Raw genomic sequence first — 26,618 nt, 5'->3', positions numbered from 1 at the left:
ACAATTAACCGCACACGTTGCGGTTTTTTTGTGCGTGAAATTTATAAAAATAGTAGATTAAATAATATGAACCTTGCACTTTTTGATTTCGATAACACCATTACCCATTCCGACAGTTTTAGTCATTTTTTAAAATATTCATTGCCCTATCGAAAACAGTTATTCGGAGGTTTAAGTGTTGCGCCGTGGCTCATTGGGTTTCGGCTAGGATATGTTAATGATCAACAAATTAGAATCCGACTTTGCCGTGCTGCTTTTAAAAACTATCCTGCCATAATGCTTGAGCAACAAGGTCAGCAATTTTCGAAAACAATTTTGCCCAATTTAATGAATGAACATACCCTCCAACAAATCGTGAATCATCAACAAAAAGGAGATCAAGTTGTGGTGGTCTCATCCTCTTTAGATGTTTATTTAAGCCATTGGTGTCAGCAACAGTGCATTGATCTGATCTGTAATCAGTTAGAAGTACGAGAGGGCTGTTATACAGGAGAGTTACAACATGGTGATTGTGGGTATGTGGAAAAAGCTAAGCGTATACAACAGAAGTATTGTTTAGGTGATTTTGATGCTGTATACGCCTATGGAGATAGCCCGAATGATCATGCAATGTTGGCGTTAGCTGACCATAAATTTTATCAGGGACAAGAAATAAAGGTTTCGAATGAGTTGTCGGTTTAAGGAAGGGTTGCCTAATAACTAAGCATTCAAAATCATTTTTTGAAAAAAGACTAGGCATCTTAATAAAAGTGCGTATAATGCCCAACCATCAAGACGTCGCGCTCATAGCTCAGCTGGATAGAGCACTTGGCTACGAACTAAGGGGTCGGGAGTTCGAATCTCTCTGAGCGCACCAACTTGATAGCTTAGATCATTTATCTGATCTATGGCATAAAAAAAAACCGCATTTTTTGCGGTTTTTTTGTGCCTAAAATAACGCAAAGGCATGTCTATTTCGTGACAAAAATAAAAATCTGTTGCTGCTAAGTCACAATGAAAAGCATAAAGAAAAGCTAAAATTTGGTGTACTATGCTGTGGTCTCGTTTTCAGATTGATGATGGATTTATGTCAGACAGCAAGCCTGCCTTATCTTTACGTTATTATTTAAACCTTGAAGAATCTCAGGATGGCTTTGCTTTAGCCACCTTTGGTAAAAAGCTGTTCACACGTTTTATTACCCCTTTAATTAGTATTGCCATCATTGGATGGGGTATTTATTTAGGTTTTACTGGGGTAGGACGCTATTACGTTGCATTGGGCGTATTTTTCTTGGTTTTACAACTGGTTTTGCGCTATTGGTTCTTGCCGATGATGTTTAAGCGTCAGTTTGTAAAATATCAATTTGGGAAAAGCGAGCAAGGCATCGATTTGTATCAGGAACATGCTGATATTTATGCCAATGGGCGTAAAAAAATCGTGCACTATCATGAAGTACAGAATTTTGCAGTAGGTAAGCTGACCTACATGCTTGAATTAAAAAATCGCACTGTGGTGATTGTGCCAAAACGTGCCTTTGCAACGGCTGAAGATCAAAACATATTTGAAAATACATTCAAACATTCTAAATAAAAGATTTATTGTCACAAAAAAGTCGAAGGGAAGATCATGAATACACGTCCATCTAAAATTGTTTGTGTCGGTCGTAGCTATGCAGACCATGCCAGAGAGTTGGGAAATGCTATCCCCGACCGTCCTGTATTGTTTATTAAGCCACCGAGCAGCCTAAAAGCACTGGAAGATGGAATTTCGTGGAACTCGGCGTGGGGCAGTTGTCATTATGAATGTGAACTAACCTTGCGAATTGATCGTGAACTGAAAGCAGAAACTGATCCATTGAAAGCCTTGCAAGCAGTGGGTGCCGTGACTTTGGGCTTAGATTTAACCTTGCGTGATGTACAGGATGAGTTGAAACAGAAAGGTCAGCCGTGGGAACGTGCCAAAGCTTTTGATGGTTCATGCATGGTGGCAGATTGGGTCGATATTACTGATGTAGTTAAAGATTGGAACGATGTACATTACACCTTGCATGTGAATGACGAACTTCGTCAACAAGGCAATACATCGCATTTAATTTTTGATATTGGTACATTATTGGCAGATATGAGTCAGTTCTTTACCTTAGAAGTGGGCGATGTGATCATGACGGGTACACCTGCAGGCGTTGCAGCATTACAAGCGGGTGATCAACTGAAAATGACCTTACAAGGTCAGCAACAAGACTATGTCTGGAATACTTTTGTTCATGCCTAAGTCAAGTTGAAGATAAAAAGGACTGTATTTACAGTCCTTTTTTATTTGGATTGTTTTTCCGCGGCGTAGTTCTTGCGAAATTGATCAGGCGTGCAACGCATCCAACGTTTGAATAAGTTAATAAAAGCAGAGGCATTGGCATAACCTAAATCCAGTGCGATGCTTTCTACTGTTTTGTTTTCATTCAGCATCGACATGGCTTTAATTACTTTCAGTCGTTGTCGCCATTCATTTAAGGACATGCCCAGTTCTTGCTGACTATAACGTGCCAGTGTGCGCTCGGTCATATTGATCCGCTGTGCCAGTTGTGCCAGCGTGCTTTGATCGGCTGGATGTTGTTGTAGATAGTCCAATAAATTCTGTAGAGCAGAATGCTTACTTGAAGGTAAATAACTGCCCACCCATTTGGCATGTCGCAGTTGATCTAATAGCACATGCAACAAACGCAAGTGTTCAGGGTCATGATCAGGTAGGGGATGATAGCGCAAATGATGTAATAACGCAGGGACTAAGGCTGAGGTCAGCAAAATACCTGCCTGTTTTGGTAGGGCTGCGCACAAGCTTTCATGTACGTATAAAGTGGAGTGAGTCACTTCGGTACGGTTAATCCCTGCATGTTTTAAATGTGGAGGTAACCAAATGCCATAAGGCGGTGGCGTCAAAAAATGATGCTGTTCCACTTGGACTTCGAGCACGCCGTTGAGGGCATAGACAAATTCTCCCCAAGCATGTTCATGCATGGGATAGCAAGATTCTGCGGGTGCATCGGAAATGTGAAACCACAGCGGTGCAGGAATATCATCGTTGGTCGGCATGGGATAATAGTCATGTTGTAAACGTGTATGCATCTATTTCTCCCGCTGCTCATTTTGCCTGAATAATGATATGGGTTGTCTGTTTTGAAGTATATCTTTTAAAAGTGACAGGTCTATAGTGGTCATTTATGAATTGAGCTGGAGTAGACCGTGAGTGAGCGTCGGGCATTAGACAGTAAAGCATCAGGTATCATGTTTGTGCTGTGTATTATTTGGGGTTTGCAGCAAGTGATTTTAAAAATGGCTGCGCCAGATATTTCTGCTGTGATGCAAATTGCATTACGCTCAGGTCTTTCCGCACTCATGGTTTATCCCATGATTAAGCTTGCAGATGGCGGTTCTTTATGGAGCCGAGATTATTTAGCCGCAGGTATTCTCGTTGGTGTATTGTTTGCTTCAGAATTCTTTTTGGTGGCACAAGCATTACGTTTTACCTCGGCATCACATACCGTGGTTTTGCTGTATACCGCGCCAATCTTTGTGGCTTTAGGGTTGCACTGGAAGCTTCCGTCTGAGCGGCTGAGTATGTTGCAGTGGAGTGGGATTACACTTGCATTCTTCGGTATTAGCATTGCTTTTCTGTTTCATCCAACTGGTTCGGCAGCGGCATCGAGCACGGTTTTGTGGGGAGATGCCTTGGCATTACTGGCGGGGATTCTATGGGCGGCAACCACGATTGCGGTGCGTTTAACTAAGTTAGCGGAAGCACCTGCAACGCAGACCTTGTTTTATCAACTTTTGATTGCGTTTCTACTGCTATTTCCACTGGCATTTGCAATGGGACAAGCCAGTATTGAGTGGACGCCGTTTGCGATTGGTAGTTTGCTGTTCCATACCATTATTGTGTCATTTGCCAGTTATCTGATTTGGTTTTGGCTATTAAAAGAGTATCTGGCTTCCCGTTTGGGGGTATTCTCTTTTTTAACCCCATTGTTTGGGGTGTTATGTGGGGTTGTCTTGCTGAATGAAAAAATTGAACTGAACTTTATTGTCGGTACCGTATTGGTGATGTTGGGCATTATGGTGGTGAGTCTACAAGGCTGGGTGCAATCACGAAGTTTTGCAAAAGCTTTAAAATCGGATTAATTCCTCTTTAAATATTTACAAAAAAGCCTGTCATGAAGACAGGCTTTTAATTAAGTCAAAAAATTAAGGATGGTATAAGTTGATAAAAGCATGATAAGCAGAGGATTGTTGTCCATTACGATATACAGGACGGGTAATATTGCCTTTATCTGTCACCAGTTTTAATTCAATATCTTTGGCATTTTTAAACGTACTTAAGAAGGAACTAGGCACCACAATGTAGTTAGATGAACGATGAGGAACCATACGGCCAATGTATTCATGTGTGGTTGCTGCCGCAGGAACATAACTATAGGTTTTTTGATCAATTAAGAACACAAACTGCTGAATATCATAATCATCTTTCGCACTAGGTAAATATGCCGTAACTTTTAAATTGCTACGATTTTGTTCGTTCCACGCTACTTTCACCGCAGGGCAAAGTTCATTTTGTTCACAGATCAACAACCCTGTAGAAGCGATATTTTGAGGTTGTGTGCTTGAAGTTGTACAGCCTACAAGCCCTATAGTGGCTACTATTCCGAATAGACTGGTTTTTAAAATATTCATGTTTAACCTTTGTTGATATCGATAGAAAACTGATGACACATCTTTTTCATAAATGAATGCTATGTGCCATGCAGTATTTATTCTTTTCCTAAAAATTGAAATGCTTTCGTGGTCTTAAAGTGCGTTGTGGCATCTCCAGCATAGACATTGGCTTGATCTGCACCTAAGTCCAGTTTCTGGAAAGGCGTAGTTTTAAAATTAATTTTCTTTAAATCTACCCAGAATGTATTGGGTGAAATTGCCGATTCAAAAAAATATAACAAATTTTTATGGTCAACAACCGTACGCCAACGTGTTGATGAAATATTTGGTTCTTCTTCTGTATTTAGACCGAAGGGAACCGAAGCATTTCGAATCACACTAAACACGCTAGCAAGGCTCTGTTTGCTGTTGGCATTTTTAGGAATGGCATTGACATAAAACGAAGCACGAGCAAAACGGTCTGAGGCACGATTGGTACCAGGTAAGAAAGTTGTTCCCCCAATTTTCTTCCAATATTCATTTAGTGCCAACTGTTCATCAAAAATAGGAGAATTGGTCATGACTTGATATTTGGCATTGTGATGAATCACTTGTTTACCATTTATGTATTCCACAATCGCACTATCTCCTGAGGCATCTGAAAGAGACAGGTGTAAGGTCGCAAGACGCTTTTCCCCAGGCACATTCTCTGTGACTACAATAAAAGGCTCTTTCTCTAGTGCTTGAATCGCTTCATTGACGGTTGCGTAATTATCTAAAACGTATTGTGCCCAAAGTGAAATACTTAAAGTGGGCTTTTTATTGTTTTTGACTTCTGGATATTCAGATTCGACCAGCCAGAGTAAGTTGGTTGTAAGTCCTTTTTCATTGATCCCATCGGTGGTGGAAATGTCATAACCTGTTGCAATCACACTGCCATATTTAGCCGTCCAATGAATGGATTGAGGCCCAGCCAAACCATTACGGGCGATGTTTTGCGGCATAATCCAGAGATTGGTACCAACATCGACTTTCCAGTCCATAGAGCGGGCTGTCATGATGTTTTGATTATCCCCATGAAAGACCACTCTGGTGCAGGCTTGAATGGAGGAATGGATGAGAAGCCCACTGGTTAATGTGGCAATAAAAAGTAATTTTTTTGTCATGATGGATCCTGCTGTGTGAGTGTTTTAATGGTTGGTTGTTCAGTCGCTATTGGATTTAAAGGGACGATTTTTGTGGGTTGGGTTTGAAGAATTTGAATGGGGATAAATCGAATTTGTACATAAGTAGGATGACCATTCTGGTCTGTGTTGAGTGTACGGTTTAATTCATTAATTTGCTGGGTTGAAGGAAGTGTAACGCCACGAATAAAGACACGCGCAAGCGTAAAGTTAGGCTGTGGATCAAACTCAACGGTATCAATAATATTGGTTTCATTATTTAACGTTTGGCTGAGTTGGTCGGTAATTTTAGATTTATACAGTTCATTATGAACGGTATAAAATAAATTGAAACTGAGATAAATGGCGAGGATGAAAAGAATAACGAGGCTGACCCTATTGCGTTTGATGAACTCGAGGTATTTGCTAGAAACCTCTTCATTCGAGCCACGTCGAAAACCTGCAATCCAAAGTACCATCGCAGAACTGACTTGAATGGCAATAATATTGGTGAAAGTGAGCAAGAATGCATTAGCAGATAGCCTAAATTCAGCGCGAGATAATAAAATACCACTTGCGACTAAAGGTGGCACCAAAGCAGTTGCAACGGCGACCCCAACCACAGCGACAGACAGGCGAGGAGAAACTGAAGCAAATGCACCAGCGGCGCCTCCTGCAAGGGCAATCATGAGATCCAAAGAGTTGGGATGTGTACGTGCTAAAATTTCATTGGTAATGCTGATATTGGGATGTAGAATGCCTAGTAGGAATCCAATCCCATAAATCATCAGAATACCTAAAACCAAGGTTTGCAGGGCTGTTCGGAATAAAATCCAGCGGCTATCAATTAAGGCTAAAGAAATTCCTGAAATTGGGCCTAACATCATGGCAATCAGCATTGCACCAATGACCACGGCAGTGGAGTCACTTAGCAGGCCATAGGCCGCAATAATCGCAGCGAGCGCATTCATAATGAAAAAGGTTTTACTCGGAAGCGCATCGGTCTGAATATTGAGGCGAACCTGTTTGTGGTCGATTTTTCTGGAATTTTCACGCACTGCTTGCTGATAGCGTAGCTTTTCTTTGAGGTTCTCAAACCATTGTTGTTCGGGTTTATTGTCAACAATGATGGTGGGTGTTTGTTTTTTGTCTGTCATGGCGAATTCTCGATTGAATCACGCAAACAAAAGCATTGCTTGTGGATATTATTGGTAAAATTATGCTTTTAGATGATTTTATTGTTTAGTCTAATGCTAATTTTAGCTTTTTTTTTAATCGTTTTGTAGCGTGAAATTTAGATAATTAAAGTGATCCAACAACCGCTTTTAGCTGTTGGGCTTATTGCGAAATGAACAATCAATACGGCTGCATAGTCTTCATCTAGGGAGATGGACTACATTCCATCTCCCTTTGTTGAAATAGATTTAGCGCTGCTCAAAAATGCTAGCCAAGGGCATTGCCAGTTTGGCGGAGAGATAATCATCTGCTTCTTCAAACCTTGGACCAATCCGCTGCATCCACTCATGGTCATCGGCATGAATGTTTTTAACGTCAGGACGGCGTGGTAGAGGATAGGGGAGTGATTTATAAAAACTCCAAAAATCAACCTGCGTTAAATTACGGACTAACACATATTCATTGTTATCGGTACGCTTCACTAAATTTTGCTGTTCTAGTAATAAAACATAGGTTGGCCAGTGCCCAATTTCTTCTCGACCTAAAACATCCAGCGCTTCTTTGTCGGACATGCTCTCACCACTTTGTTGCTTGATATGAAAAAGTTGTAGGATATCGAGTAGCATAATCACAGGATGGCGCCGTTGTTCTTTTCCTGTATAGAAAGCGGTCAGTGCATAACTAATTTCGACGCCAAGAAGCACAATATTCCAAGACAGAAAAATCCATAACAGGAAAATAGGTAGCGCGGCAAATGCACCATAGATAATTTCATAACTGGTGAAATTAGACATGATGTAACCAAATAAGTTTTTTAATAATTCAAAAATACTGGCGCTGAATATGCCTGCAAAGAGGGCGGCTTTAATTGGAACGCTGCGATTGGGAATGGTCCAATATAAAATAAAAAAACCCAGAATCGAGAGGGTAAAAGAGATGAGCCTGAGGAGGAAGGCACCATCGACTTCATAGCCTGCCAAATGGCTACTCAGTAGATTCATGGAAGCCACGGTAGAAGATAATACAAAAGCACTACCTAATATAATTGGACCTAAAGAAATAATCGTCCAATAGCGCATGAAGCCAATTATACCACCACGTTTTTCCCGAACACGCCAAATACGATTAAATACATTTTCAATACTGGTCAGCATCATGACGGTGGTAACGAACAGAAACAGTATCCCGATGACCGTCAAATTATTGGATTTATCGGTAAAGGCGGTCAGTACTTTGTCAAAAGCAATGGTGGTTTTGGGTAAAAAATTACTATAAATCAATTGCTGTAGCTGTTGTCGAGCAGGTTCTAGGGCTTTAATCGAAGAAATAATCACTAAAAATACAGTTAACATCGGAACCACCGCAAACAGTGTGGTATAGGTTAAAGAACCTGCTTGCTCGCGGCATCGGTCTGCTTCAAAACGTCGAAGGACAAATAAAACAAACTGAAACCAAGTTTTGCTGTAAAAAGGCAGTCTTGTTAAATACTTTTCTATCATGCGTTTCTAGTCTCAATTTTTAATCATTTTATATACTTTTCAAGCACAAGCTTAACCAAAAAGTCGGAAAAATACCGTATAGTTTTCATTTTTAGCTTAGATCATAAATGCCATGCAACCTTATGTCCTTGTTTTATATTACAGCAAATATGGCTCTACCAAAGAAATGGCGCATTTAATTGCCAATGGCGTCGAGTCAACAGGGATGGCTGTCAAGATTCGTACTGTGCCCAATTTGGCTACAGTCGTGACGGAAGCGGCTGCAAGTATTCCTGCTGAAGGGGATATTTATTGTACTTTAGAAGATTTGCAGTATTGTTCGGGTTTGGCTCTAGGTTCACCTACACGTTTTGGCAATATGGCATCAGAAATGAAATATTTTTGGGATCAGACCACCAGTCTTTGGTTAAATGGTGCTTTGCATAATAAGCCAGCCTGTGTTTTTACCGCATCAGGTTCAATGCATGGCGGACAGGAAAGTACCTTGTTAACGATGCTTCCTCCATTATTTCATCATGGCATGATGGTGATGGGATTAACCAATGCGCAGGCTGCATTGTCGAATACCAAAACAGGTGGAACACCTTATGGTGCGAGTCATGTGAGTGGTCCACGCCATGATCAGCAATTGAGTCAAGATGAAAAAGTGCTCTGTACGGAACAAGGACGCCGTTTAGCCACCGTCGTACAAAAATTACAGACGACGTAAGTTTAATTTGAAAGGTCAGCATCAAGATGATGTTGACCTTTTGTTTTTAAATCAAAGCCAGTACAGGCTTATGATTTCTCAATTTTTTGCTTAAAGCGATAATTACATTTTGAACATTTGTAATCGAGAAAAATATTCTTATCAATCACAACACCTGCCTTCTTGCCAAAATAGTTGCCTAGAAAGCCCCCTGTAATTCCAACACTAATTCCACCAATAAACGTGCCTACTGTACCGCCCACAATAACGCCCAGTGGACCAGCTACAGCTCCAATAGCGGCACCTGTTGATGCTCCAGTGGCAGCGCCACCCACGGTTCCTGCTGCAACGCCTGCAGAACCCAGTAAAATCCCACTGGCTTTTTTCAGGTGTTGGTCATGGTCGCGTTTTTCAACTTCACTTGAACCACATTTAGGACAGAGAATCGTATTTTCCATAGATGATTTGCCTTTGCGTGCCATAAACTCAATTACGAGATACAGCAATTTTTGTCAAGATTTACGTGTCAGCAGAACCGCCATGTGCTGCTATGACTTGTATGAATTCACTAAGTCCGTAAATCTAGAGTGAATTCTAGCGAAAAAGAACAGTCATGTGTTTAATTGAGTTGTAACGGGGTGTCCTTCTACACGTCATTATGAAGTAAATATGAAGCATGGATACGCGTATTCAATTTCATCTTAAAGTTGATATTCTGGGCGTCCTGCTTGCTTGGCTTGGTACAACGCATCGGCACGTTTCATACCGTTTCCGCACTCAAGTCTGTAGCGCCTCCAATACTGACGGTAAAACAGATAACCTCTTCTAGATACGGAATTTTCAGATTTTCATTAGCAGCATGTATCTGTTTAAAGTACTTGATGGCATCTTTGGCAGAGTGGGTTGGTAAGATAAGGGCAAATTCTCCTCCAATTCGTGCAAGAGAATCATGCTCACTTAAATAAGTTTGCAGCATTTACACATCTGCTGGAGCACATCATTACCAGCTTGATGAGCATAAAAATCATTAAAAGTTTTGAAAGAATCAATATCGAGGATACCAAGACTAAAAGAAGACAGGGCATTAAAAAACAGCAGCATTTTTTCTGAGTTTTTCTAAAAAAGATGAAACTGATCGGCATAAAAGTGCTGTGAGTATTTAGCGTATTGAGAATAGACCAATAAAAAAAGAGCGCTTAAGCGCTCTTTAAATAGAGGATTTGAACTTAGTCGCGTTCAAATTCAACTGTACCATTGGTTAACGATTTTACCCGTGCCAAAGATTCAACACGGTAACCTTTTTCCAATAACAATGCACGACCAGGCTGGAATGATTTCTCAATCACAATGCCAATTCCCACAACTTCAGCTTGAGCTTGGTGAATCAAATCAGCAAGACCTAAAGCGGCTTGACCATTGGCTAAAAAGTCATCAATGACCAATACTTTATCTGTTGCGCTGATGTGTTTGTTTGAAATAGCAATCGTACTTTCAATTTGCTTGGTGAAAGAGAAAACTTTTGAACGGTATAAATCATCTTTTAAAGTTAAAGACTGATATTTACGTGCAAAAATGACAGGCACGCCGAGTTCTAAACCAGCCATAACAGCAGGTGCAATACCTGATGCTTCAATTGTGATGATTTTGGTGATTCCAGCATCTTTAAACAGACGCGCAAACTCTTGACCAATCTGTTGCATCAGAACGGGGTCAATTTGGTGGTTTAAGAAAGAATCGACTTTCAGAACTTGATCAGAGAGAACGATACCTTCTGCTAAGATTTTCTGTTCTAGTGCATGCACGGGAGAATCCTCAGGGGCAGGTGCTTTTTCAAGCAAAAGCGTATTTTAAAAAGCACCCGAAAAAATGCAAGTAAAATTGACTAAATGGTCTAATTAGTGGGGCCTTTATATCCAGTTAACAGTAGACCGTAAGATGATTTTCCATCCTGATGGGTCACTTTTACTGGGAGATAATCCAATTTAGGAGCTAACCAGAAGATGGTATCACGACCAGGTTTATCATGTTTCATCACCACTTTAACGGTATCGAAGGTGCCATAAGAGGTTTTAATTTTTTCAGAACCTTGTTTTATGAATTGGCGGGCTTCGACTTCTTTTGCATCTGCAATCAGGTAGGTCGATTTCATACCGACACCTTTCAAGTCTTCACGAATTTGCAATTCGGCATTCAGCTCATCCAGTACGCCAGCCTTCCAAGCAAATGAACGTGCTTTATCATCTTTTTTGGTGTTAATGGTTTTGCTACTTGGATTAAAGTTGATACTCATGGTGTTATTGTGCACCAAAATTTTGCTGGTTCGGCTGAAACTATTGGAACTAATTTTGCCAGCATTGAAACCGAAACGGCTGGTTTCAGAAGCAGAAGCCACTGCACCAGCTTTGGCTGCAAAAACATAGGTCCAGTTATTTCCTGATTTGCTTAAGGTACGAGTCGCCGAGCCCATGTTCTTGCCATTGTAGTTAAATTGATAACTTGCTTGGAAGGGACTCATGGCGAATGCTTGGCTGGAAAAGCCAGTAAATAACAATGTAGAGGCAATGCCTGTTGTTATTGCTATTGTTTTTAAAACATTTTTAGCCATTAGTGAAAGTGTTCCTGTGAAGTTTAGAATAAGTGTATTGTAAAATTACACCCGTTTATTATGCCTATGTATTATGAAGATAAAATCTGCTTTTTTGTGCAAAGTGTATCTTTCCTGTAGCCTTTTTTCTTAGTATTTCACGCCAAGTTGGGGATGAAATCTGTGCTTACTTACGCTTTTGTTTAATGGGCGTGACGTGGTTTTCAGGAATACCTTCATGTGCCCAATCTTCAATTTCATCTTCGGTCATTCTGCCAAATAAGGCGGCTAAATTGACATTGCCTAAAACCACCAATTCAGCTTCGCGCAAAACCGCATGATTGACATGCACTTTATTGAGTGTATCTAGAATTGAGTGTTTTTTACCCAACCAACGATTCAGATCTAAATGTAATAAATCATCCTTCACTTTAATCACATTCAATTTTTCTAAAATCATGCCTAAAGGATCTTTATTTAGAATTTTTTGATAGAAAAAGATGGCAGCATTAAAACCCATTTTATGGAATACATTTTGAAATTTAGCTTCTATGACCTGCGTGTCACTAATTTGCTCGAACACAACCAGTTGAATGTCTTTGTTCATTTCCATTTGTACCAGCTTTAGATCGACAGAGAGAGTGGTATAAATCCCTTTGAACTCTAAAGTGGCATAGAGACGTAACCAGTCATCATGTAGGTCTGCATGCAAATCTTTCAGCATTTTCACATTGTCAGTGACAAAGCGTTGGAAAGTCGCATTTAAAAAGACTTGTGAGAGTGGAAATTCACGTTCATCTTCAATAAAGCCTTCCGCTTTTTGGTACACTTGATGTAGCCGTTTAGAAATATTGGAAAGTAGCGTTTGCATAAAGGCATCCTAGCAAGTGAATCTACTGGCTTTTGATTAATTTTGCCGAATTGTATTTAAAATACAAAAATTCAATCTTGCAGTTTAGCAAAATTAATTGCACCATTTTCAGTATTTTAAGACAGTGATTCTGTTGTATTGATGAACGTCAGGTTTTTATCAACATAATAGCAACCAAGTCAAAATTTTACTGTATATGCAGTGTGGGGAAGGCAGTTTGTCGGTTAGTTATGATACTGAATAAAATAAATTATACGCCTTTATTGCGCGCGTGGTGGAAAGACCCGATTTTTACAACTGCGGTAGGCTTTGCGCTGGCTTTACATCTTGCTGTTTTAGCCATTGAATTTGCTGCACCCACGCAACAAGATGCGACAGTGAAGGAAATTGCAGTGACGTTACGACCAAGTGAACAAAAGGTTGAGCATGCAGATTTTCTGGCGCAAGCAGATCAGAACGGTTCAGGAACCTTTCGTGAAGCACATCGAATGTCGAGCGATATGCCAGCACCTATGCTGGAACAAAGTGCGGGTGAAAAGCAAATGGAAACATTGCAAAAGACCCAACAAAAACGTGAACTGAATTTTGAAGAAAAAGTCTTGATGACCACGCTCAGTTGGCAAAAGCAAGCAGAACAAACTCGTCGGAAAAAGGCGATGGATGAATTAAATAGTCAGTTCCAAGCCAAAGCTGCCATGGTGGCGAGTCTGGAAGCACAATATTTACAGCGCCAACAGAATTTCAGCCGCCAACAGAAAATTAAAACGGTCGATGGTATTCAAGCCAAACAAGATATTACAGCGGCATATTTAGAAAAATTTAGACAGAAAGTAGAATTTTACGGCAACCGTTATTATCCAGAGCAAGCAAAACAACAACGGTTGGCAGGTGAAGTTCGCTTGATGGTCATTCTGAACCGCAATGGTGGGATTCGGGCCATTCGTTTAATTGAAAGTTCTGGGCACGACTTACTTGATGAAGCAGCGAAAGCATCGGTACGTAAAGCAGCGCCATTTACTGGATTTGATAGCAAAATGAAAGATATCTCTGAGTTACGCATTGTCCGAACGTGGCGTTTTGACCCTGCTGAAGCAGAGTTTGAAGTGCATTAAATTGAATGGACTGAGTTGGAATAGTGGCGTTCAATCTTACAAATTTCTACACTAAACGATTGATACCATTGTTCTTTACCTAATTGCTGCGCCACTTGGTGTTCTGCATCTTGATGCCATGCCTGAATGTCTGCCAAGCTGTCCCAGTAAGACAATGCAATTTCAAAGTCTTGCTCGGAAATGGCTTCAAACTTTTGACAATTAAACTGACTCAGTGCTTTTTCACGTAATAACTGCGCCGTTTGAGAATATTGTTCATCTAAGGCTTTAATTTTGGCTTTAAAAATGACCACGTATTTCATAGTTGTCCTGTTGTATATCTTTGAGATCTGTCATTGTAACGTGCATTAAAAAGCGAGCCGAAGCTCGCATTTTAGGGTTTAATCTTGTTCTAAATATGGATTGTCAAAACCCAGTTTCGCCAATATTTCAATTTCTAAGGCTTCCATTTCTTCGGCATCTGCTTCAGAGGTTTCATGGTCGTAGCCCATTAAGTGCAAAGTGCCATGTACCAGCATGTGTGTGAAATGCGTCAAAGGTGCTTTGTTTTGCTCTTGCGCTTCTAAAAGCACAACAGGAATGCAAATCACTAAATCACCAAGCGGAAATGAATCAAGAACTTGTGCCATTTCATCTGGCAGGTCACTTGGAAAAGACAACACATTGGTCGGTTTGTCTTTGCCGCGGTATTCCAAATTCAATTGATGACTTTCCGCATTGTCGACACAGGCAATACCTATTTCACAGTCACTTTGTGTATCGATATGGCGTAAGCTGGTTTCCACGATTTTTTTGAGATAAGCGCGTTTCAGTACCAACGCTGGGGACTGAAACGACTGTTGTAGAGAAAGACTAAGTTTCAAAATGAATCCTTAAGGCGGTTAATCTTGTGCATCCGCAGCAGCATCATTTTCAGCAATTAAGGCTTCTTGACGTGCTTTACGTTCTGCACGTGCTTCGGCACTCAGGCGTTGTTGTTCACTGTCCCAACCTTCGTAAGCTTCTACGATTTTTTGTACCAGTTGATGACGGACCACATCACGTGAATGGAAGCGGGTGATGTGAATTTCTTTCACATTTTCAATGACACGTAGTGCATGTGCGAGACCTGACTGCTGACCACGTGGTAAATCGACTTGCGTGACATCACCAGTAATCACCGCACGTGAACCAAAGCCTAAACGAGTCAGGAACATTTTCATTTGTTCAGGTGTGGTATTTTGTGCTTCGTCCAGAATTACGAAAGAATGATTTAAGGTACGACCACGCATGTAGGCCAGTGGAGCAACTTCAATTACTTGACGTTCAATCAGTTTCGCCACTTTTTCAAAACCGAGCATTTCATACAAGGCATCGTATAAAGGGCGGAGGTAGGGATCGATTTTCTGGCTTAAGTCACCCGGTAGGAAACCGAGTTTTTCACCTGCTTCCACCGCAGGGCGCACCAATAAAATACGTTGGATTTCGTTGCGCTCTAACATGTCGACTGCGGCTGCAACGGCAAGATAAGTTTTACCTGTACCTGCGGGGCCAATACCAAATGAAATATCGCTTTGCAGAATCCGCTGAACATAGCGTCGTTGGTTTGCACCGCGTGGATTAATACGACCTTTACGGGTTTGTAGATAAACATCCTCCAAACCTGTGTGGTCATTATCAGAAAAGTCTTCTTGAATTTCACGGTCAGTTTGGCTGCCTTGAATCATCATGTGGATGACGTCGGCAGTAATTTGTTGAGAGGTTTCAGCTTCTTCATGCAGACGTTGCAAGAGTGTCTCGGCTCTTTCGACGGCATCAATCTCCCCATCGATGTAGAAATAATCACCTCGATGGGAAATTTGGACATCTAGACGTTGTTCAATTTGTTTCAAGTGACCGTTATAAGCACCGAGCATGCTCTTTAAACGCTCCATTGAAATACCAGGAAAAGTTACTGTACGTCGAATCGCTGCAGTCAAGAGAGTTCCTTTATGGTAGCTTGAATCTATACCCTTACATTACGCCACGTCAGGCTCAAGATTCAAGAGTTCACCATAAACAAAATTCAAAGTTTTAATCTCGGTAATTTCGATCTCAGCGAAACGTCCAACCCATGCTGCATCGCCGATAAAGCTCACGTAACGGGTGTTGTCTGCTGTACCAATCAGTAAGTTAGGATCTTTATCCGAAACTTTCTCAATTAATACCCGTTGTATGCTGCCGAGCATGTCATCCGTCTTTTTAATACTAGATTGTTTAATCCACTTTTGAACTTTGGCTAAACGTTCTTTTTTCACCTCTTCAGGGGTGGTGTCTTCAAGGTCAGATGCAGGTGTACCCGGACGTTTTGAATAAACAAAACTGTAGGAGTGGTCGAAGTCCATATCTTTGATGAATTGATAGGTTTCTTCAAAGTGAGCATCAGTTTCACCCGGGAAGCCAATGATGAAGTCACTTGATAAATGCATATCAGGACGAACTTTGCGTAATTTTGCAATTTTGTCGATATACACATCAATCGTGTGGTTACGCTTCATGGCTTGCAGAACATCGTTTGAGCCACTTTGTACAGGCAAATGCAGATGCGACACCATTTGCGGAAGGTCGCGGTAACATTCAATTAAATCATCATTAAATTCAAGTGGGTGTGAGGTGGTATAACGCAAACGCCCAATCCCTGGAATTTCTGCAACCAAACGCAATAAATCTGCAAAAGTACAGATATTGCCTTCGAAAGTTTCACCACGGTAGCCATTGACGTTTTGACCCAATAACGAAATTTCACGTACGCCTTTTTCGGCTAAGGTGGCAATTTCAGCTAAAACGTCATCGAGTGGACGAGAAACTTCTTCACCGCGGGTGTAGGGCACCACACAGAATGAACAATATTTTGAACAACCTTCCATAATTGAAACAAAAGCCTTGTAACCTTCAACACGCGGTTCAGGTAAAAAGTCGAATTTTTCAATGTCAGGGAAAGAAATATCCACCAGTTTGATTTTTTCTTTCTTGGGTTTTTCAATTTGATCAAAGTGCTGATCAAGCATTTGTGGCAAACGGTGCAAAGTTTGTGGACCAAAAATCATGTCGACATAATTGGCACGTTTTTGAATATTGTCGCCTTCTTGCGAGGCTACACAACCACCCACCCCAATAATCAGATCAGGATTTTTGTCTTTCAGCTTGCGCCAGCGACCGAGCTCAGAGAACACTTTTTCTTGGGCTTTTTCACGAATCGAGCAGGTATTCATCAGTAGAATATCGGCTTCTTTCGGGTCTTGAGTCAGCACATAGCCGTGCGAGTCGCCGAGTAAGTCTGCCATACGATGACTGTCATACTCATTCATCTGACACCCTTGCGTTTCGATATACAGTTTTTTAACTGATCCATCGATGGCTGGGGTGTGCTGTGGCTGGGTAACAGTGTTTTCTGAGGCAGCTTGGGCACCATTTGGAATGAAGGTTTGAACCGTCATGTAGGCTCCTAACAGGATAAAACGGAGAAACGTGTAACAACTGTATCTGCGTTGTGGGTTGGGAATAAAAAACTAGCCAACATTTACACGCATAGAAACAAAGGTTAAACACGATAGCAGTATAAGAAAGGCGCGTATTTTAGCAGGATTTATAGAAAAACGGACAGCTTTAAATATTGAAGCAAAAATATTGATTTATGAAGCAAAAATGCTTGAAAATTAATATTGCCTTATCAGAAGGTTACATAACACAACAACAGCGCTGCTAGAGAATATTCTAAACTAGCCGCACGAACGAAGTGTTTGCATTGAGATTGAGTCGAATAGGTTGAAATAAAGGATGAAGGCGCACATATGTTAAATCGGTGGTTAGATAAAAAAAATTATTATCACGTACTTGCATGGAGTGTGGCTTCAATAGGCATATTAGGGCATGCTTATGCAGCAGATGAACAATTTAATGATGCTTTGCAGGCAGCCAATTCTGGCAACACTGAGTTATTACAACAATACCAAATGTCCATGCAAAATGATGCTTTGGGCTACTACCCAGAATATTGGGCTTTAAACGCCAATTTGGGCTTTCAGCCAGCCAACAATATTATTAATTTTGCCCGTCGTTATCCTCAATCGGCGATGGCGGAAAAATTAGCTGCAGATTATGTCGAAGAAAAAGTGAAGCAAGCTGATTTTAGCACTGCACAGCCTGTTTTACCTTATGTAACCAATCCCGATCAGGCAGAAAGTTGTGCGGTTGCCCAAGTGCGTGCGAAAACTGGGGATGCATTGGTTTTTGCAGAATATAAAGATGTTTGGTTGACGACCAATTCGCAACCAGAGTCTTGCACAGGTTTAGCACGACAAATGCTATCGAGTCCTTTAATGACCCAGCAAGATAGGCAACAACGTTTATGGGGATTGTTGCGTGCAGGTCAATCGGGGCAGGCTGTAGCAACAGCACAGTCGTTGGGATTAAATTTAAGCCTAGCTCAGTTGAATCAGATTCAGGCCGATCCATTAAATTATGTCTGGTCTGCACCTAAAGCGAGTGCAGAAGAGCAAGCTTATTTAATCTTTGCGATGGGGCGTATGGCAGATAGTGATCTGGATGCCGCGATGTCCTCTGTTCAACGTGCTGCGCAGGGAACACCGGAAACGGTACAAAAAGCCTTGTATCGTGCGGTCGGTTATATTGGTGGCACGACCGTAATGAAAAATAACTTTAAGCGTGAAGTATTAAATAATTTGGATGCCAGTTATGGCTTGCCATTTAGCCCAGAAGAAGCTGAAATCTATGCGCGCCAAGCCATTCGTTTTAGTGCTTGGGAAAGTTTAATTCGTGCTATTGATGCCATGAGTGTCAATCAAAAACAAGAAGATCGTTGGCAATATTGGTTGGCCCGTGCTTATGAGCAACGCAATGATGCCAGTGCAAAACGTAGTGCGCAGGAGATTTTCCGTAAATTGGCTCAAGGCGACCAGTATCATAATTTACTGGCCAAAGACCATGTGGGGCAGCGATACAGCACGATTCCGAATAATGTACAGCCAACCAACAGTGACTTGCAGCGTTTGAGTCAAGATATTCATTTTAATCGGGCTTTTGCTTTACGTAATGTCAATGCACCTGATAGCTATGTAAATCGTGAATGGAACTGGGCGGTGCGCCAAGCCTATTTAAAAAATGATGATGGTCTATTGTTGGCAGCAGCGAAACGCGCAACCGATATGGGCTGGTATGATCGTGCCATTTATGCAGCAGACCGTACCGAGAGTAAGCATAACTATGCGTATCGTTATGCGATGCCCCATCAAAGCTATGTGGTCAGCCATAGCCAAAATGCAGGAATTGACCCTGCATGGGCATATGGTTTAATGCGTCAGGAAAGTCGTTTTGTTTCGAATGCTCGTTCACATGTTGGTGCTGGTGGTCTAATGCAGATCATGCCAGATACCGCACGATTAGTTGCCAAGCAAATGGGTGAAACTTATAATCCTGCCGCGTTATCAGATATGAATACCAATATTCGTTATGGAACATTTTATCTGTCAATGATTAATAGCCAATTAAGCAGTAATCCTGTGTTGGCGACTGCGGGCTATAATGCTGGGCCAAATCGGGCACGTCGTTGGCAACCTGATGATCGCCCCCTTGCCGCAGATCAATATACGGAAACCATCCCGTTGAATGAAACCCGAGACTATGTCAAACAAGTCATGACCAATGCCACGCATTATGGGGTCTTGTTGAGACAAGGGGCTCAGTCTATTGGGAATCGTATGCAGATTATTCCTTATCGTGGTACGCCATAAATTTATTGTGTAAGCAGCATGAGAAGGTCGAGCATTCATGTGGTTTGATGTAGTTGAAAACACTCAGATTAAAGTGACCTGCCTAGTGATAGGTGGCTTGGGTCTGGCTGTTTGTACACAACTCACCCACGCCGCTTCTTCTGTTGCGCTCCATGGTTATGTCATGGAAATCCAAATGACACCCGCAACGTGTATGATGGATAGTCAACGCAGTAAACGACGCAAATGTTTGGAAGGGTATTCGCTGAATATTGTTGGATTATTGCCTGAAACAACGCGGCGAGACTGCGAGATTAACTCTTCTGCAACATTGTCTCCTTTGCAAGCCAAAGTTGTGGCTAGAGTCATGCCAGACGAAAATGCACGTGTTCAGCTTTGGCAATCGATTGGTGGCTGTGTGCCGATGGGGGCGAGTCAGTATTTTCGCACCATTATTAATTATGCAGAACGTTTGAAGATTCCAGCAGAGTTGTCTAGCCCAGAAACGCGAACTTTGCCACAAAGTCAAATCAAATTACAGTTTTTGCGTTTGAACCCGACCTTGCCAAGTACAGGAATTCAGTTGGGGTGCCAGAGTTATCGTGGTGAAAACTTTTTGACCAAAGTGAATGTTTGTTATAAAACCAATGGGCAATATAAACAATGCTCTAGCGCAGTTGTTGGGAATTGCCCAAGTCAGATCACGATTAAAGGGTCATACTAAGTTTTTTGTGACGGTTGATTTATATTTCCTATCAGACTTTTGTTGAAATTCATGCTCTTTTTTATGCATATCCTTAAGTATTGGAGTACAATCTTTGCCGTTTATGATAATTCGATGAAAACGGACAGACCCGTTTAATCATATTAACGATCCTCAATTGGAGATACTTACATGAAGCAACCTGTTCGCGTTGCCGTTACTGGTGCAGCTGGTCAAATCGGTTACAGCTTATTATTCCGTATTGCTAGCGGTGAAATGCTTGGTAAAGACCAACCTGTTATTTTGCAATTGTTAGAAGTTCCATTTGAGAAAGCTCAAGCTGCGCTTAAAGGCGTAATGATGGAATTAGATGACTGTGCTTTCCCATTATTGGCTGGCATGATCGGTACTGATGATCCTAAAGTTGCATTTAAAGATGCTGACTACGCGTTATTGGTTGGTTCACGTCCACGTGGTCCTGGTATGGAACGTGCTGACTTGTTAAAAGTGAACGGCGAAATCTTTATTGGTCAAGGTCAAGCACTGAATGAAGTTGCTAGCCGTGACGTTAAAGTGCTTGTTGTAGGTAACCCTGCGAACACGAATGCTTACATCGCAATGAAATCTGCTCCAGATCTTCCAGCGAAAAACTTCACTGCAATGTTACGTCTTGACCACAACCGTGCGTTAACTCAACTTGCTCAAAAAGCAGGTGTTGCAGTTTCTGACATCGAAGACATGACTGTTTGGGGTAACCACTCTCCAACAATGTATGCTGACTACCGCTTTGCAACTGTAAATGGCGAAAGCTTAAAAGACAAAATCAACGATGCAGTATGGAATAAAGATGTATTCCTTCCTACCGTTGGTAAACGTGGTGCTGCGATCATCGAAGCACGTGGTTTGTCTTCTGCTGCGTCTGCTGCGAATGCTGCAATCGACCACATGCGCGATTGGGCTCTTGGCACAAACGGCAAATGGGTAACAATGGGTATTCCTTCTGATGGTTCTTATGGTATTCCTGAAGGCGTAATGTTCGGTTTCCCTGTAACAACTGAAAATGGCGAATACAAAATCGTTCAAGGTCTTGAAATCGACGAATTCAGCCGTGAGCGTATTAACTTCACGCTTAATGAGCTAGAAGAAGAACGTGCAGCAATTGCTGACATGGTGAACTAATTTAATCTTTACTGATTAAGTTAAAAAAGCATCCTCTTAGAGGGTGCTTTTTTTTATTCCAGAACAGAATCAACAAAAAATAACATGCTGAAAAAATATACAGAATGATTTTGTCGTACTATTCGGTTACCTTAAAAAGAGAACAATGAGATAGGGGTGTAATATGTTTGATGTACAGCCAACCCTAATACTGCTTTTCGACCAGTTGGGTTTAAATTCCAGTGAAAGTGCAATCGAGCAATTTATACGTCACCATCAACTGGCGGCAGATATTGAACTGCATCAAGCAAGCTTTTGGACAGATGCGCAGCGTGAATTTTTACATAGCCACTGGGACAAAGATGATGAATGGGCAATCGTGATTGATATTTTAAATGAGCAATTGCATGAAGATGCTGGAGGCATGAATTTCTCAGGGTAATAACAAATAAAATGTAGGCTGTCGCACTTTCCTGTAGTTCACAAAAAGCTACAACAAAGTTGCGATAGCCTCTTTTTTTGCCTACATATTTCTTATAACTTAAGTAAATAATAAATCACAGATGAACTGATAAGGGGCTGGGAACAATGAAAAATAATCCATCCTTAGAGCTACTGTTTTCACAATTAGGTCTGGCAAATAGTCTGGCCGCTATAGAGCTGTATGTGCGTACACATCAGCTGCCTGCACATTTATCTTTACATGAAGCGCCGTTTTGGAATCGTTCACAACGTGATTTTCTCATTAGTCATTTGGTACAAGATGATGATTGGGCAATCTGGATTGATGAGTTAAATCAACAACTGCATATGGATGCTTATAAACTACAAACGGCTTAACATCCTGAGCCGTTGCTGTGTTGGCCCAATTTATATACTAAAAAAAAGCGTCCAGAAAGACGCTTTTTTTAATACAAATTTTCGATGTTTAGTGTGGTTTTGGTTGTGTGAGTTGAACGAACCATAGCATTTCACGATAAGGTGCAAAAGCAGAGTGTTGCTGTAATAAGAAAGCATCAAATTCAGAGGTTTGACTATATTTCTTTAGCCAATGGCGACTTAGGGCAGTGTCATTTTTACATGCGCTGGCGTAGGCAAGGAAGAAATAGACATCACCATGCTCATGTACAGTTAAGGGTTTTAGAATCTGCTGGGTAATTAAAGCAAAACGCTGTTCTTTGGTAATTTCAAAGTACAGCATGTAGGCCTTGGCCAAAAGTAAGGACAAGTCTAAATAAGTACGTAGCGGTATTTCTTCAAATTCGATACGACCTTGTTCAAGCAGCACAATGGCTTCTTGTAAAAAGTGGAGCTGCTCCTGACGAACACGACTCAACGTCACCAATGCCAAACGTAAGTCTGCACGTTCAAGCGCTAAATCGGGTGTATTACCTTCCAAATACATTTGGTCAGTTTCGCCAATTCTCGCAATAATTTGCTTTGCATCTTTGAGCATTCGTGCAGTCCTCTCTAGTTAAGCCTACTATATAAGGTCATTCGGGAAGATTTAAAGGTTTACCAGATGGTATTGCCACTTCTTAACCATGCAGTAATCGAAAGCCGCTGTTGTTTGGCTTTAATCACTTCATGTAGTAAATCACTGCGAAATAAGGCAATCCGATTGGGTTGTGGTTGAATAATATGCCACTTGCCATTTTTATCCTGAAGCCGAAGCTGACCGCCCCAATCGTCTTGCCATTGCTCATGCAAATAATAAACCGTTGAAATAACGCGATCATTTTTTTGTTGCGGATTGTCACGATGTAACGCATAAAATTCACCCGCATGGTAACAAGCAAAATGCGCTTCAACTTCACGAATCCCTAAATAAAACGCCTGATTCAGTTGTTCGGACAAGAGTGATAAGGTTTCGACATGTTGTTGTGCGACTTGTAATTCTGGATGAATCCATAAAATATGATCACTACGAATTTGACTAACCACACCATTTTGAATTGCTGCTTCACGAAATTGATTTAAATGTGAGGTACATTCATTGACTAAATTAGTTACATATTCATTAGGATAGGCGTAATCAATCAGTGCAAAACCATGTTGGTCAAGATCATTAAGAACTTGATCGATATTCCACGATGCAGGAAGCTTGGAAACAAGCATAGAAGCACAACTCAAAACAAGAAAACAGAACTGCTTTATTCTAGAACAACATATCCGTCGGAATGAAACTATTTTTCATGCTAAAATAACCATTGATTTTAGGAATTAAATAGAAATGAATTACCGCCACCATTTCCATGCAGGCAACTTTGCCGATGTCATGAAGCATGTTTTATTGCTGCAGCTTTTGACGCGACTCAATGCAAAAGATAAACCATATCGCTATGTTGATACGCATGGTGGTGCGGGTAAATATGACTTATCGACTTCAGAAGCACAAAAATCAGGTGAATTTTTAAATGGTATTCATCGTTTAGTTAAACTGGATGATTCAGTGAAACGTACTGCGCCTGAAGGGGTTCAGCAATATTTAAAAATTGTTGAAAAAATGCGTAGTAATTTTGGTAAAGGGGCATATCCTGGTTCGCCGTGGTTTGCACTAGAAGGTATGCGTGACATAGATAAAGCGACCATTTTTGAAATGCAGCGTGATGTCTTTCAGCAATTACGTCATAACATTCATGACAAACGCGCAGGCTTGCATGAGCGTGATGCTTATGAAGGTTTACTGGGCGTAATTCCACCGAAAGAAAAGCGTGGCTTGGTCATGATTGATCCACCTTATGAACTGGAACGTAAAGATTTTCCGCAATTGGTTGAACTTTTAGTCGCTGCTTATAAAAAATGGCCGACAGGCGTATTTGCGGTCTGGTACCCAATTAAAGATCGCGCCATGATTGAACGTTTTGAGAAAAAAATGTTTAAAACCGGTATTCGTCGTCAATTGGTTTGTGAAGTCTGCGTTTGGCCAGATGACACCCCAGTGGGCTTAAATGGTTGTGGTTTATTGGTGATTAATCCACCTTGGAAGTTCTCTGAAGATGCCGATGAAGCATTACAATGGTTATTTCCACATTTGCGCATGCAAGAACATGGTGGTCATGCCGCGGTACGTTGGTTAGTTGGCGAATAATTGCCGTAGATAGAATAAATTAGGTTGCAGATTAGGATATAAAATAATGACAAATAGCTCTAAACCTGAAGGTGAGTTACATGCTCCAGATCATGACTACGATGGAATTACCTTCGAAGTTGTTGAAGAGGAGCATACTCAAGAAGGGCAAAAGATCAAACGTCGTGGTATCTATCTGTGGCCGAATTTAATTACCACAGCAGCATTACTGTCAGGTTTTTATTCCATTATTGCCAGTATGAATGGTGAGTTTACTCAAGCCATTTATGCCATTTTTATCGCAGCTTTGTTTGATGGTTTAGATGGTCGTGTTGCACGTGCCATTGGTGCACAAAGTGCTTTCGGAGAGCAATTTGACTCACTTTCCGACTTGTTGGCTTTCGGTGTTGCGCCTGCCATCCTCATGTATAGCTGGAGTCTGCATGACTTGGGTCGTATTGGTTTAGCCTGTTGTTTTATTTACACTGCGTGTGCTGCATTTCGTCTGGCACGTTTTAATGTGCAAATTGGGGTCGTCGATAAGCGTTACTTTATTGGGGTAGCCAGTCCATTAGCCGCTATCATGATTATTTCAATGGTGTGGGTTGGTCGTGATTTTCCAAACATCTTTGATTTAAATGAGTTGGGTATTCAGATTGTCAATGCCGCCATTATTGTGGCAGTTGGGCTATTGATGATTTCTAATATCAAATATTATTCATTTAAAACGGTAGACCGTAAGCGCGTTCCATTCGCAGTGTTACCTATTGCTGTCTTTATCCTCGCTGCGATGACTTACAATATTCCTGTAGGCATATTAGTGATTTCAATCATTTATGCACTTTCTGGTTTTGTCACTACCTTTCTTGCTCGTAAACAGACGGTAAGCTAAATATGAGATAGTTGTGATGAGGAGCTAGGTTATGCAATTGTTTCAAGATTTTTTAGATCGATCCAAACAATTGAATCTGGCTCCGAAAAAGTCACGCTTAAACTTTCATATCCCTACACATCAATATAAATTCATCTATTTCGGCATTATTTTGCCCAATCTTCCTGCACCCTTGCATTATTTTAATTTTATTGGATTGATGGGGGCTGCTCATGCGCCGATGTTACGTAATGAAAGTGCAATCCATAGCACCGCAATAGATACGGCAACTATTTTGTGTAGTAGCAGTCCGCACATGGTGGGGCAATTGCACAGTTATGCCATGCAACAAGATTGTCATTTTTCCAAAAGCTTGTGGCAGTTTTCAAATCATGAGCAAATTTTAGGAAATTTACCTAACTTTCAAATCCAACGTAATGATGATGAATTAAGTTGTCAGCTTTCTATTCAGACCACGACGCAAGTCAGCTACTTCAATAAAATGCGTCTGGAACTTGGAGAACATTGGTCTACACGATGTTTTTGTGAGGGACGTATTACTTATAAAGAACAAATTTTCCCGATTGCACAGCATGGTGTATTTGAGTTTGCACGTGTAGTCCGGTTTCCTTACTTACCCTTGGCATTTTTTACTTACCAAATTATTCAACTCAATAATGGTGATCAAGTGTTGATGGCGCAAACACGAGATCACTTTAATCGTATTGTGCAATCTCGTATTTATCTTAAATATGCCAATGTTGAACGCACAGAACTTTTTGATGAGCACGTACAGTTCAAAGTACATCGAGTCTATCCCAAAGTAGTGACTCCAAATGGACAAGCGATGTATTTACCTCGAGAGTTTGAATGGAACTATCAAAATAAAACTGGCGATGCCATTCAAATACAAGCGCAAAGCCGCGGAGATTTTAAATTTGGATTGGCTGCGGGTTATGTAGGGAGTTTTAAATATCAAATTAAAATCAATGCCCGAGAAGAATATGGCGAAGCAGGTTATTGTGAGTATGTCGATTGTCGTGCATTAAAATGGCAAGAAAAAAATCAAGATGAAAAAATACTGGATGATTTAGTCAATACTGTACCTTTTATGCTTAAAAAATGATGAAAAAAGCAGATTTTGAATATTAATTAACCGTATAAACATTATTTTCGAATAAAATTTAAAAAGGGTATTGCAAGGGATGTGAAATGCTGTAGAATGCACATCCATCGGCGGTGATGTTGATTAAAACTTGTTGAGAAACAAGGATTTAGCCCAAGGGGTAGAATCTGAAAGTCTTGAATGAGTTT

At 41.0% G+C, this 26,618-nt stretch carries 32 protein-coding genes and 1 tRNA gene; 16 read left to right on the top strand and 17 right to left on the bottom strand.

Annotated features, from left to right (window positions below; genetic code table 11):
• Nucleotides 1-66 precede the first annotated feature (66 nt).
• The 4 genes from DCO44_RS11160 (at nucleotide 67) to DCO44_RS11145 (ending at nucleotide 2,251) form a co-directional block, all read left to right on the top strand.
• Complete coding sequence (locus DCO44_RS11160; RefSeq protein ID WP_116761921.1) at nucleotides 67-681, top strand: HAD-IB family hydrolase; 615 nt, start codon at nucleotides 67-69, stop codon at nucleotides 679-681.
• A gap of 98 nt (nucleotides 682-779) precedes the next feature.
• Nucleotides 780-856: transfer RNA gene (locus DCO44_RS11155), tRNA-Arg, on the top strand.
• Between the two features lie 210 nt (nucleotides 857-1,066).
• On the top strand, nucleotides 1,067-1,570 hold the full coding sequence (locus DCO44_RS11150) for a YcxB family protein (RefSeq protein ID WP_116761995.1): 504 nt from the start codon (nucleotides 1,067-1,069) through the stop codon (nucleotides 1,568-1,570).
• Nucleotides 1,571-1,573: 3 nt separating this feature from the next.
• Nucleotides 1,574-2,251, top strand: coding sequence for a fumarylacetoacetate hydrolase family protein (locus DCO44_RS11145; protein ID WP_228157550.1), 678 nt, complete (start codon nucleotides 1,574-1,576; stop codon nucleotides 2,249-2,251).
• A gap of 41 nt (nucleotides 2,252-2,292) precedes the next feature.
• Here the strand turns inward: DCO44_RS11145 and DCO44_RS11140 are convergent, their stop codons facing one another.
• Nucleotides 2,293-3,099, bottom strand: a complete 807-nt coding sequence (locus DCO44_RS11140; protein ID WP_116761917.1) for an AraC family transcriptional regulator — start codon at nucleotides 3,097-3,099, stop codon at nucleotides 2,293-2,295.
• Nucleotides 3,100-3,216: 117 nt separating this feature from the next.
• Between DCO44_RS11140 and DCO44_RS11135 the strand changes: the two genes are divergently transcribed.
• Nucleotides 3,217-4,152 (top strand): DMT family transporter, encoded by a 936-nt coding sequence (locus DCO44_RS11135; protein WP_116761915.1) that lies wholly within the window; start codon nucleotides 3,217-3,219, stop codon nucleotides 4,150-4,152.
• Nucleotides 4,153-4,215: 63 nt separating this feature from the next.
• Here the strand turns inward: DCO44_RS11135 and DCO44_RS11130 are convergent, their stop codons facing one another.
• From DCO44_RS11130 to DCO44_RS11115, 4 genes are all read right to left on the bottom strand, one after another.
• Nucleotides 4,216-4,701: a hypothetical protein gene (locus DCO44_RS11130; RefSeq protein ID WP_116761914.1), complete on the bottom strand. Its 486-nt coding sequence runs from the start codon at nucleotides 4,699-4,701 to the stop codon at nucleotides 4,216-4,218.
• Between the two features lie 77 nt (nucleotides 4,702-4,778).
• A complete protein-coding gene (locus tag DCO44_RS11125) occupies nucleotides 4,779-5,828 on the bottom strand; it encodes a linear amide C-N hydrolase (protein ID WP_116761912.1) in 1,050 nt (349 codons plus the stop codon).
• Nucleotides 5,825-6,982 (bottom strand): TIGR00341 family protein, encoded by a 1,158-nt coding sequence (locus tag DCO44_RS11120; protein ID WP_116761910.1) that lies wholly within the window; start codon nucleotides 6,980-6,982, stop codon nucleotides 5,825-5,827. Before DCO44_RS11120 ends, DCO44_RS11125 begins: the two co-directional genes overlap by 4 nt.
• 267 nt (nucleotides 6,983-7,249) lie before the next feature.
• Nucleotides 7,250-8,500, bottom strand: coding sequence for a YihY family inner membrane protein (locus DCO44_RS11115; protein WP_116761908.1), 1,251 nt, complete (start codon nucleotides 8,498-8,500; stop codon nucleotides 7,250-7,252).
• Between the two features lie 112 nt (nucleotides 8,501-8,612).
• Here DCO44_RS11115 and wrbA point away from each other — a divergent pair, with 112 nt between their 5' ends.
• Nucleotides 8,613-9,209: an NAD(P)H:quinone oxidoreductase gene (wrbA, locus tag DCO44_RS11110; RefSeq protein ID WP_116761906.1), complete on the top strand. Its 597-nt coding sequence runs from the start codon at nucleotides 8,613-8,615 to the stop codon at nucleotides 9,207-9,209.
• A gap of 68 nt (nucleotides 9,210-9,277) precedes the next feature.
• On the opposite strand, the gene DCO44_RS11105 is transcribed toward wrbA, so the two are convergent.
• The 5 genes from DCO44_RS11105 to DCO44_RS11085 all read right to left on the bottom strand — a co-directional run bounded on the left by DCO44_RS11105 (nucleotide 9,278) and on the right by DCO44_RS11085 (nucleotide 11,739).
• Nucleotides 9,278-9,646 (bottom strand): hypothetical protein, encoded by a 369-nt coding sequence (locus tag DCO44_RS11105; protein ID WP_116761993.1) that lies wholly within the window; start codon nucleotides 9,644-9,646, stop codon nucleotides 9,278-9,280.
• 302 nt (nucleotides 9,647-9,948) lie between these two features.
• Nucleotides 9,949-10,164: a GGDEF domain-containing protein gene (locus tag DCO44_RS16940; RefSeq protein ID WP_116761904.1), complete on the bottom strand. Its 216-nt coding sequence runs from the start codon at nucleotides 10,162-10,164 to the stop codon at nucleotides 9,949-9,951.
• Nucleotides 10,146-10,289, bottom strand: a complete 144-nt coding sequence (locus tag DCO44_RS17000; protein WP_116761902.1) for a diguanylate cyclase domain-containing protein — start codon at nucleotides 10,287-10,289, stop codon at nucleotides 10,146-10,148. Before DCO44_RS17000 ends, DCO44_RS16940 begins: the two co-directional genes overlap by 19 nt.
• Nucleotides 10,290-10,414: 125 nt before the next feature.
• Nucleotides 10,415-10,990 carry a xanthine phosphoribosyltransferase gene (locus tag DCO44_RS11090; protein ID WP_116761900.1) on the bottom strand — a complete coding sequence of 192 codons (576 nt, stop codon included), beginning with the start codon at nucleotides 10,988-10,990 and terminating at the stop codon, nucleotides 10,415-10,417.
• A gap of 89 nt (nucleotides 10,991-11,079) precedes the next feature.
• Entirely contained in the window at nucleotides 11,080-11,739 is a 660-nt protein-coding gene (locus DCO44_RS11085) for a DUF3108 domain-containing protein (protein WP_228157549.1), read from the bottom strand.
• On the opposite strand from DCO44_RS11085, the gene DCO44_RS16935 reads away from it, so the two are divergent.
• Nucleotides 11,702-11,836 carry a hypothetical protein gene (locus DCO44_RS16935; RefSeq protein ID WP_265735816.1) on the top strand — a complete coding sequence of 45 codons (135 nt, stop codon included), beginning with the start codon at nucleotides 11,702-11,704 and terminating at the stop codon, nucleotides 11,834-11,836. The two genes, DCO44_RS11085 and DCO44_RS16935, sit on opposite strands and share 38 nt — an antisense overlap.
• 123 nt (nucleotides 11,837-11,959) lie before the next feature.
• Here DCO44_RS16935 and DCO44_RS11080 read toward each other — a convergent pair whose 3' ends face one another.
• A complete protein-coding gene (locus tag DCO44_RS11080) occupies nucleotides 11,960-12,643 on the bottom strand; it encodes a hypothetical protein (protein ID WP_116761895.1) in 684 nt (227 codons plus the stop codon).
• A gap of 230 nt (nucleotides 12,644-12,873) precedes the next feature.
• Between DCO44_RS11080 and DCO44_RS11075 the strand changes: the two genes are divergently transcribed.
• Complete coding sequence (locus tag DCO44_RS11075; RefSeq protein WP_116761893.1) at nucleotides 12,874-13,755, top strand: energy transducer TonB; 882 nt, start codon at nucleotides 12,874-12,876, stop codon at nucleotides 13,753-13,755.
• Here the strand turns inward: DCO44_RS11075 and DCO44_RS11070 are convergent.
• From DCO44_RS11070 to miaB, 4 genes are all read right to left on the bottom strand, one after another.
• Nucleotides 13,752-14,057 carry an antibiotic biosynthesis monooxygenase family protein gene (locus tag DCO44_RS11070; protein WP_116761891.1) on the bottom strand — a complete coding sequence of 102 codons (306 nt, stop codon included), beginning with the start codon at nucleotides 14,055-14,057 and terminating at the stop codon, nucleotides 13,752-13,754. The genes DCO44_RS11075 and DCO44_RS11070 overlap by 4 nt on opposite strands.
• A gap of 78 nt (nucleotides 14,058-14,135) precedes the next feature.
• On the bottom strand, nucleotides 14,136-14,618 hold the full coding sequence (gene ybeY, locus DCO44_RS11065; RefSeq protein WP_116761889.1) for an rRNA maturation RNase YbeY: 483 nt from the start codon (nucleotides 14,616-14,618) through the stop codon (nucleotides 14,136-14,138).
• A gap of 18 nt (nucleotides 14,619-14,636) precedes the next feature.
• Nucleotides 14,637-15,713: a PhoH family protein gene (locus tag DCO44_RS11060; protein ID WP_116761887.1), complete on the bottom strand. Its 1,077-nt coding sequence runs from the start codon at nucleotides 15,711-15,713 to the stop codon at nucleotides 14,637-14,639.
• 39 nt (nucleotides 15,714-15,752) lie between these two features.
• Nucleotides 15,753-17,210 (bottom strand): tRNA (N6-isopentenyl adenosine(37)-C2)-methylthiotransferase MiaB, encoded by a 1,458-nt coding sequence (gene miaB, locus DCO44_RS11055; RefSeq protein WP_116761884.1) that lies wholly within the window; start codon nucleotides 17,208-17,210, stop codon nucleotides 15,753-15,755.
• Nucleotides 17,211-17,564: 354 nt separating this feature from the next.
• Between miaB and DCO44_RS11050 the strand changes: the two genes are divergently transcribed.
• From DCO44_RS11050 to DCO44_RS11030, 5 genes are all read left to right on the top strand, one after another.
• Nucleotides 17,565-19,523, top strand: coding sequence for a lytic transglycosylase domain-containing protein (locus DCO44_RS11050; RefSeq protein ID WP_116761882.1), 1,959 nt, complete (start codon nucleotides 17,565-17,567; stop codon nucleotides 19,521-19,523).
• Nucleotides 19,524-19,560: 37 nt separating this feature from the next.
• Complete coding sequence (locus tag DCO44_RS11045) at nucleotides 19,561-20,226, top strand: ribonuclease I (RefSeq protein ID WP_116761880.1); 666 nt, start codon at nucleotides 19,561-19,563, stop codon at nucleotides 20,224-20,226.
• A gap of 171 nt (nucleotides 20,227-20,397) precedes the next feature.
• Nucleotides 20,398-21,384, top strand: coding sequence for a malate dehydrogenase (locus DCO44_RS11040; protein ID WP_116761878.1), 987 nt, complete (start codon nucleotides 20,398-20,400; stop codon nucleotides 21,382-21,384).
• A gap of 163 nt (nucleotides 21,385-21,547) precedes the next feature.
• Nucleotides 21,548-21,805 (top strand): DUF2789 family protein, encoded by a 258-nt coding sequence (locus DCO44_RS11035; RefSeq protein WP_116761876.1) that lies wholly within the window; start codon nucleotides 21,548-21,550, stop codon nucleotides 21,803-21,805.
• Between the two features lie 146 nt (nucleotides 21,806-21,951).
• A complete protein-coding gene (locus tag DCO44_RS11030; RefSeq protein ID WP_016168546.1) occupies nucleotides 21,952-22,203 on the top strand; it encodes a DUF2789 family protein in 252 nt (83 codons plus the stop codon).
• 88 nt (nucleotides 22,204-22,291) lie between these two features.
• On the opposite strand, the gene DCO44_RS11025 is transcribed toward DCO44_RS11030, so the two are convergent.
• Nucleotides 22,292-22,819, bottom strand: coding sequence for a hypothetical protein (locus DCO44_RS11025; RefSeq protein WP_116761873.1), 528 nt, complete (start codon nucleotides 22,817-22,819; stop codon nucleotides 22,292-22,294).
• A 59-nt stretch (nucleotides 22,820-22,878) separates the two neighbouring features.
• Nucleotides 22,879-23,481 (bottom strand): 2OG-Fe(II) oxygenase, encoded by a 603-nt coding sequence (locus DCO44_RS11020; protein WP_116761871.1) that lies wholly within the window; start codon nucleotides 23,479-23,481, stop codon nucleotides 22,879-22,881.
• Nucleotides 23,482-23,596: 115 nt separating this feature from the next.
• Here DCO44_RS11020 and DCO44_RS11015 point away from each other — a divergent pair, with 115 nt between their 5' ends.
• Genes DCO44_RS11015 through DCO44_RS11005 form a run of 3 tightly spaced genes read left to right on the top strand, consistent with a single transcriptional unit; the run spans nucleotide 23,597 to nucleotide 26,430 of the window.
• A complete protein-coding gene (locus DCO44_RS11015; protein WP_116761869.1) occupies nucleotides 23,597-24,454 on the top strand; it encodes a 23S rRNA (adenine(2030)-N(6))-methyltransferase RlmJ in 858 nt (285 codons plus the stop codon).
• 46 nt (nucleotides 24,455-24,500) lie between these two features.
• Nucleotides 24,501-25,325, top strand: a complete 825-nt coding sequence (pssA, locus tag DCO44_RS11010; RefSeq protein ID WP_116761867.1) for a CDP-diacylglycerol--serine O-phosphatidyltransferase — start codon at nucleotides 24,501-24,503, stop codon at nucleotides 25,323-25,325.
• Between the two features lie 31 nt (nucleotides 25,326-25,356).
• The gene (locus DCO44_RS11005; RefSeq protein WP_116761865.1) at nucleotides 25,357-26,430 is read left to right on the top strand and encodes a DUF6670 family protein; all 1,074 of its coding nucleotides are present in this window, start codon (nucleotides 25,357-25,359) and stop codon (nucleotides 26,428-26,430) included.
• Nucleotides 26,431-26,618: the final 188 nt, after the last annotated feature.

Origin of the sequence: Acinetobacter sp. AM, assembly GCF_003105055.1 — a bacterium.
Lineage (GTDB): Bacteria > Pseudomonadota > Gammaproteobacteria > Pseudomonadales > Moraxellaceae > Acinetobacter > Acinetobacter tibetensis.
This window is presented reverse-complemented; position numbering and strand designations above follow the sequence as displayed.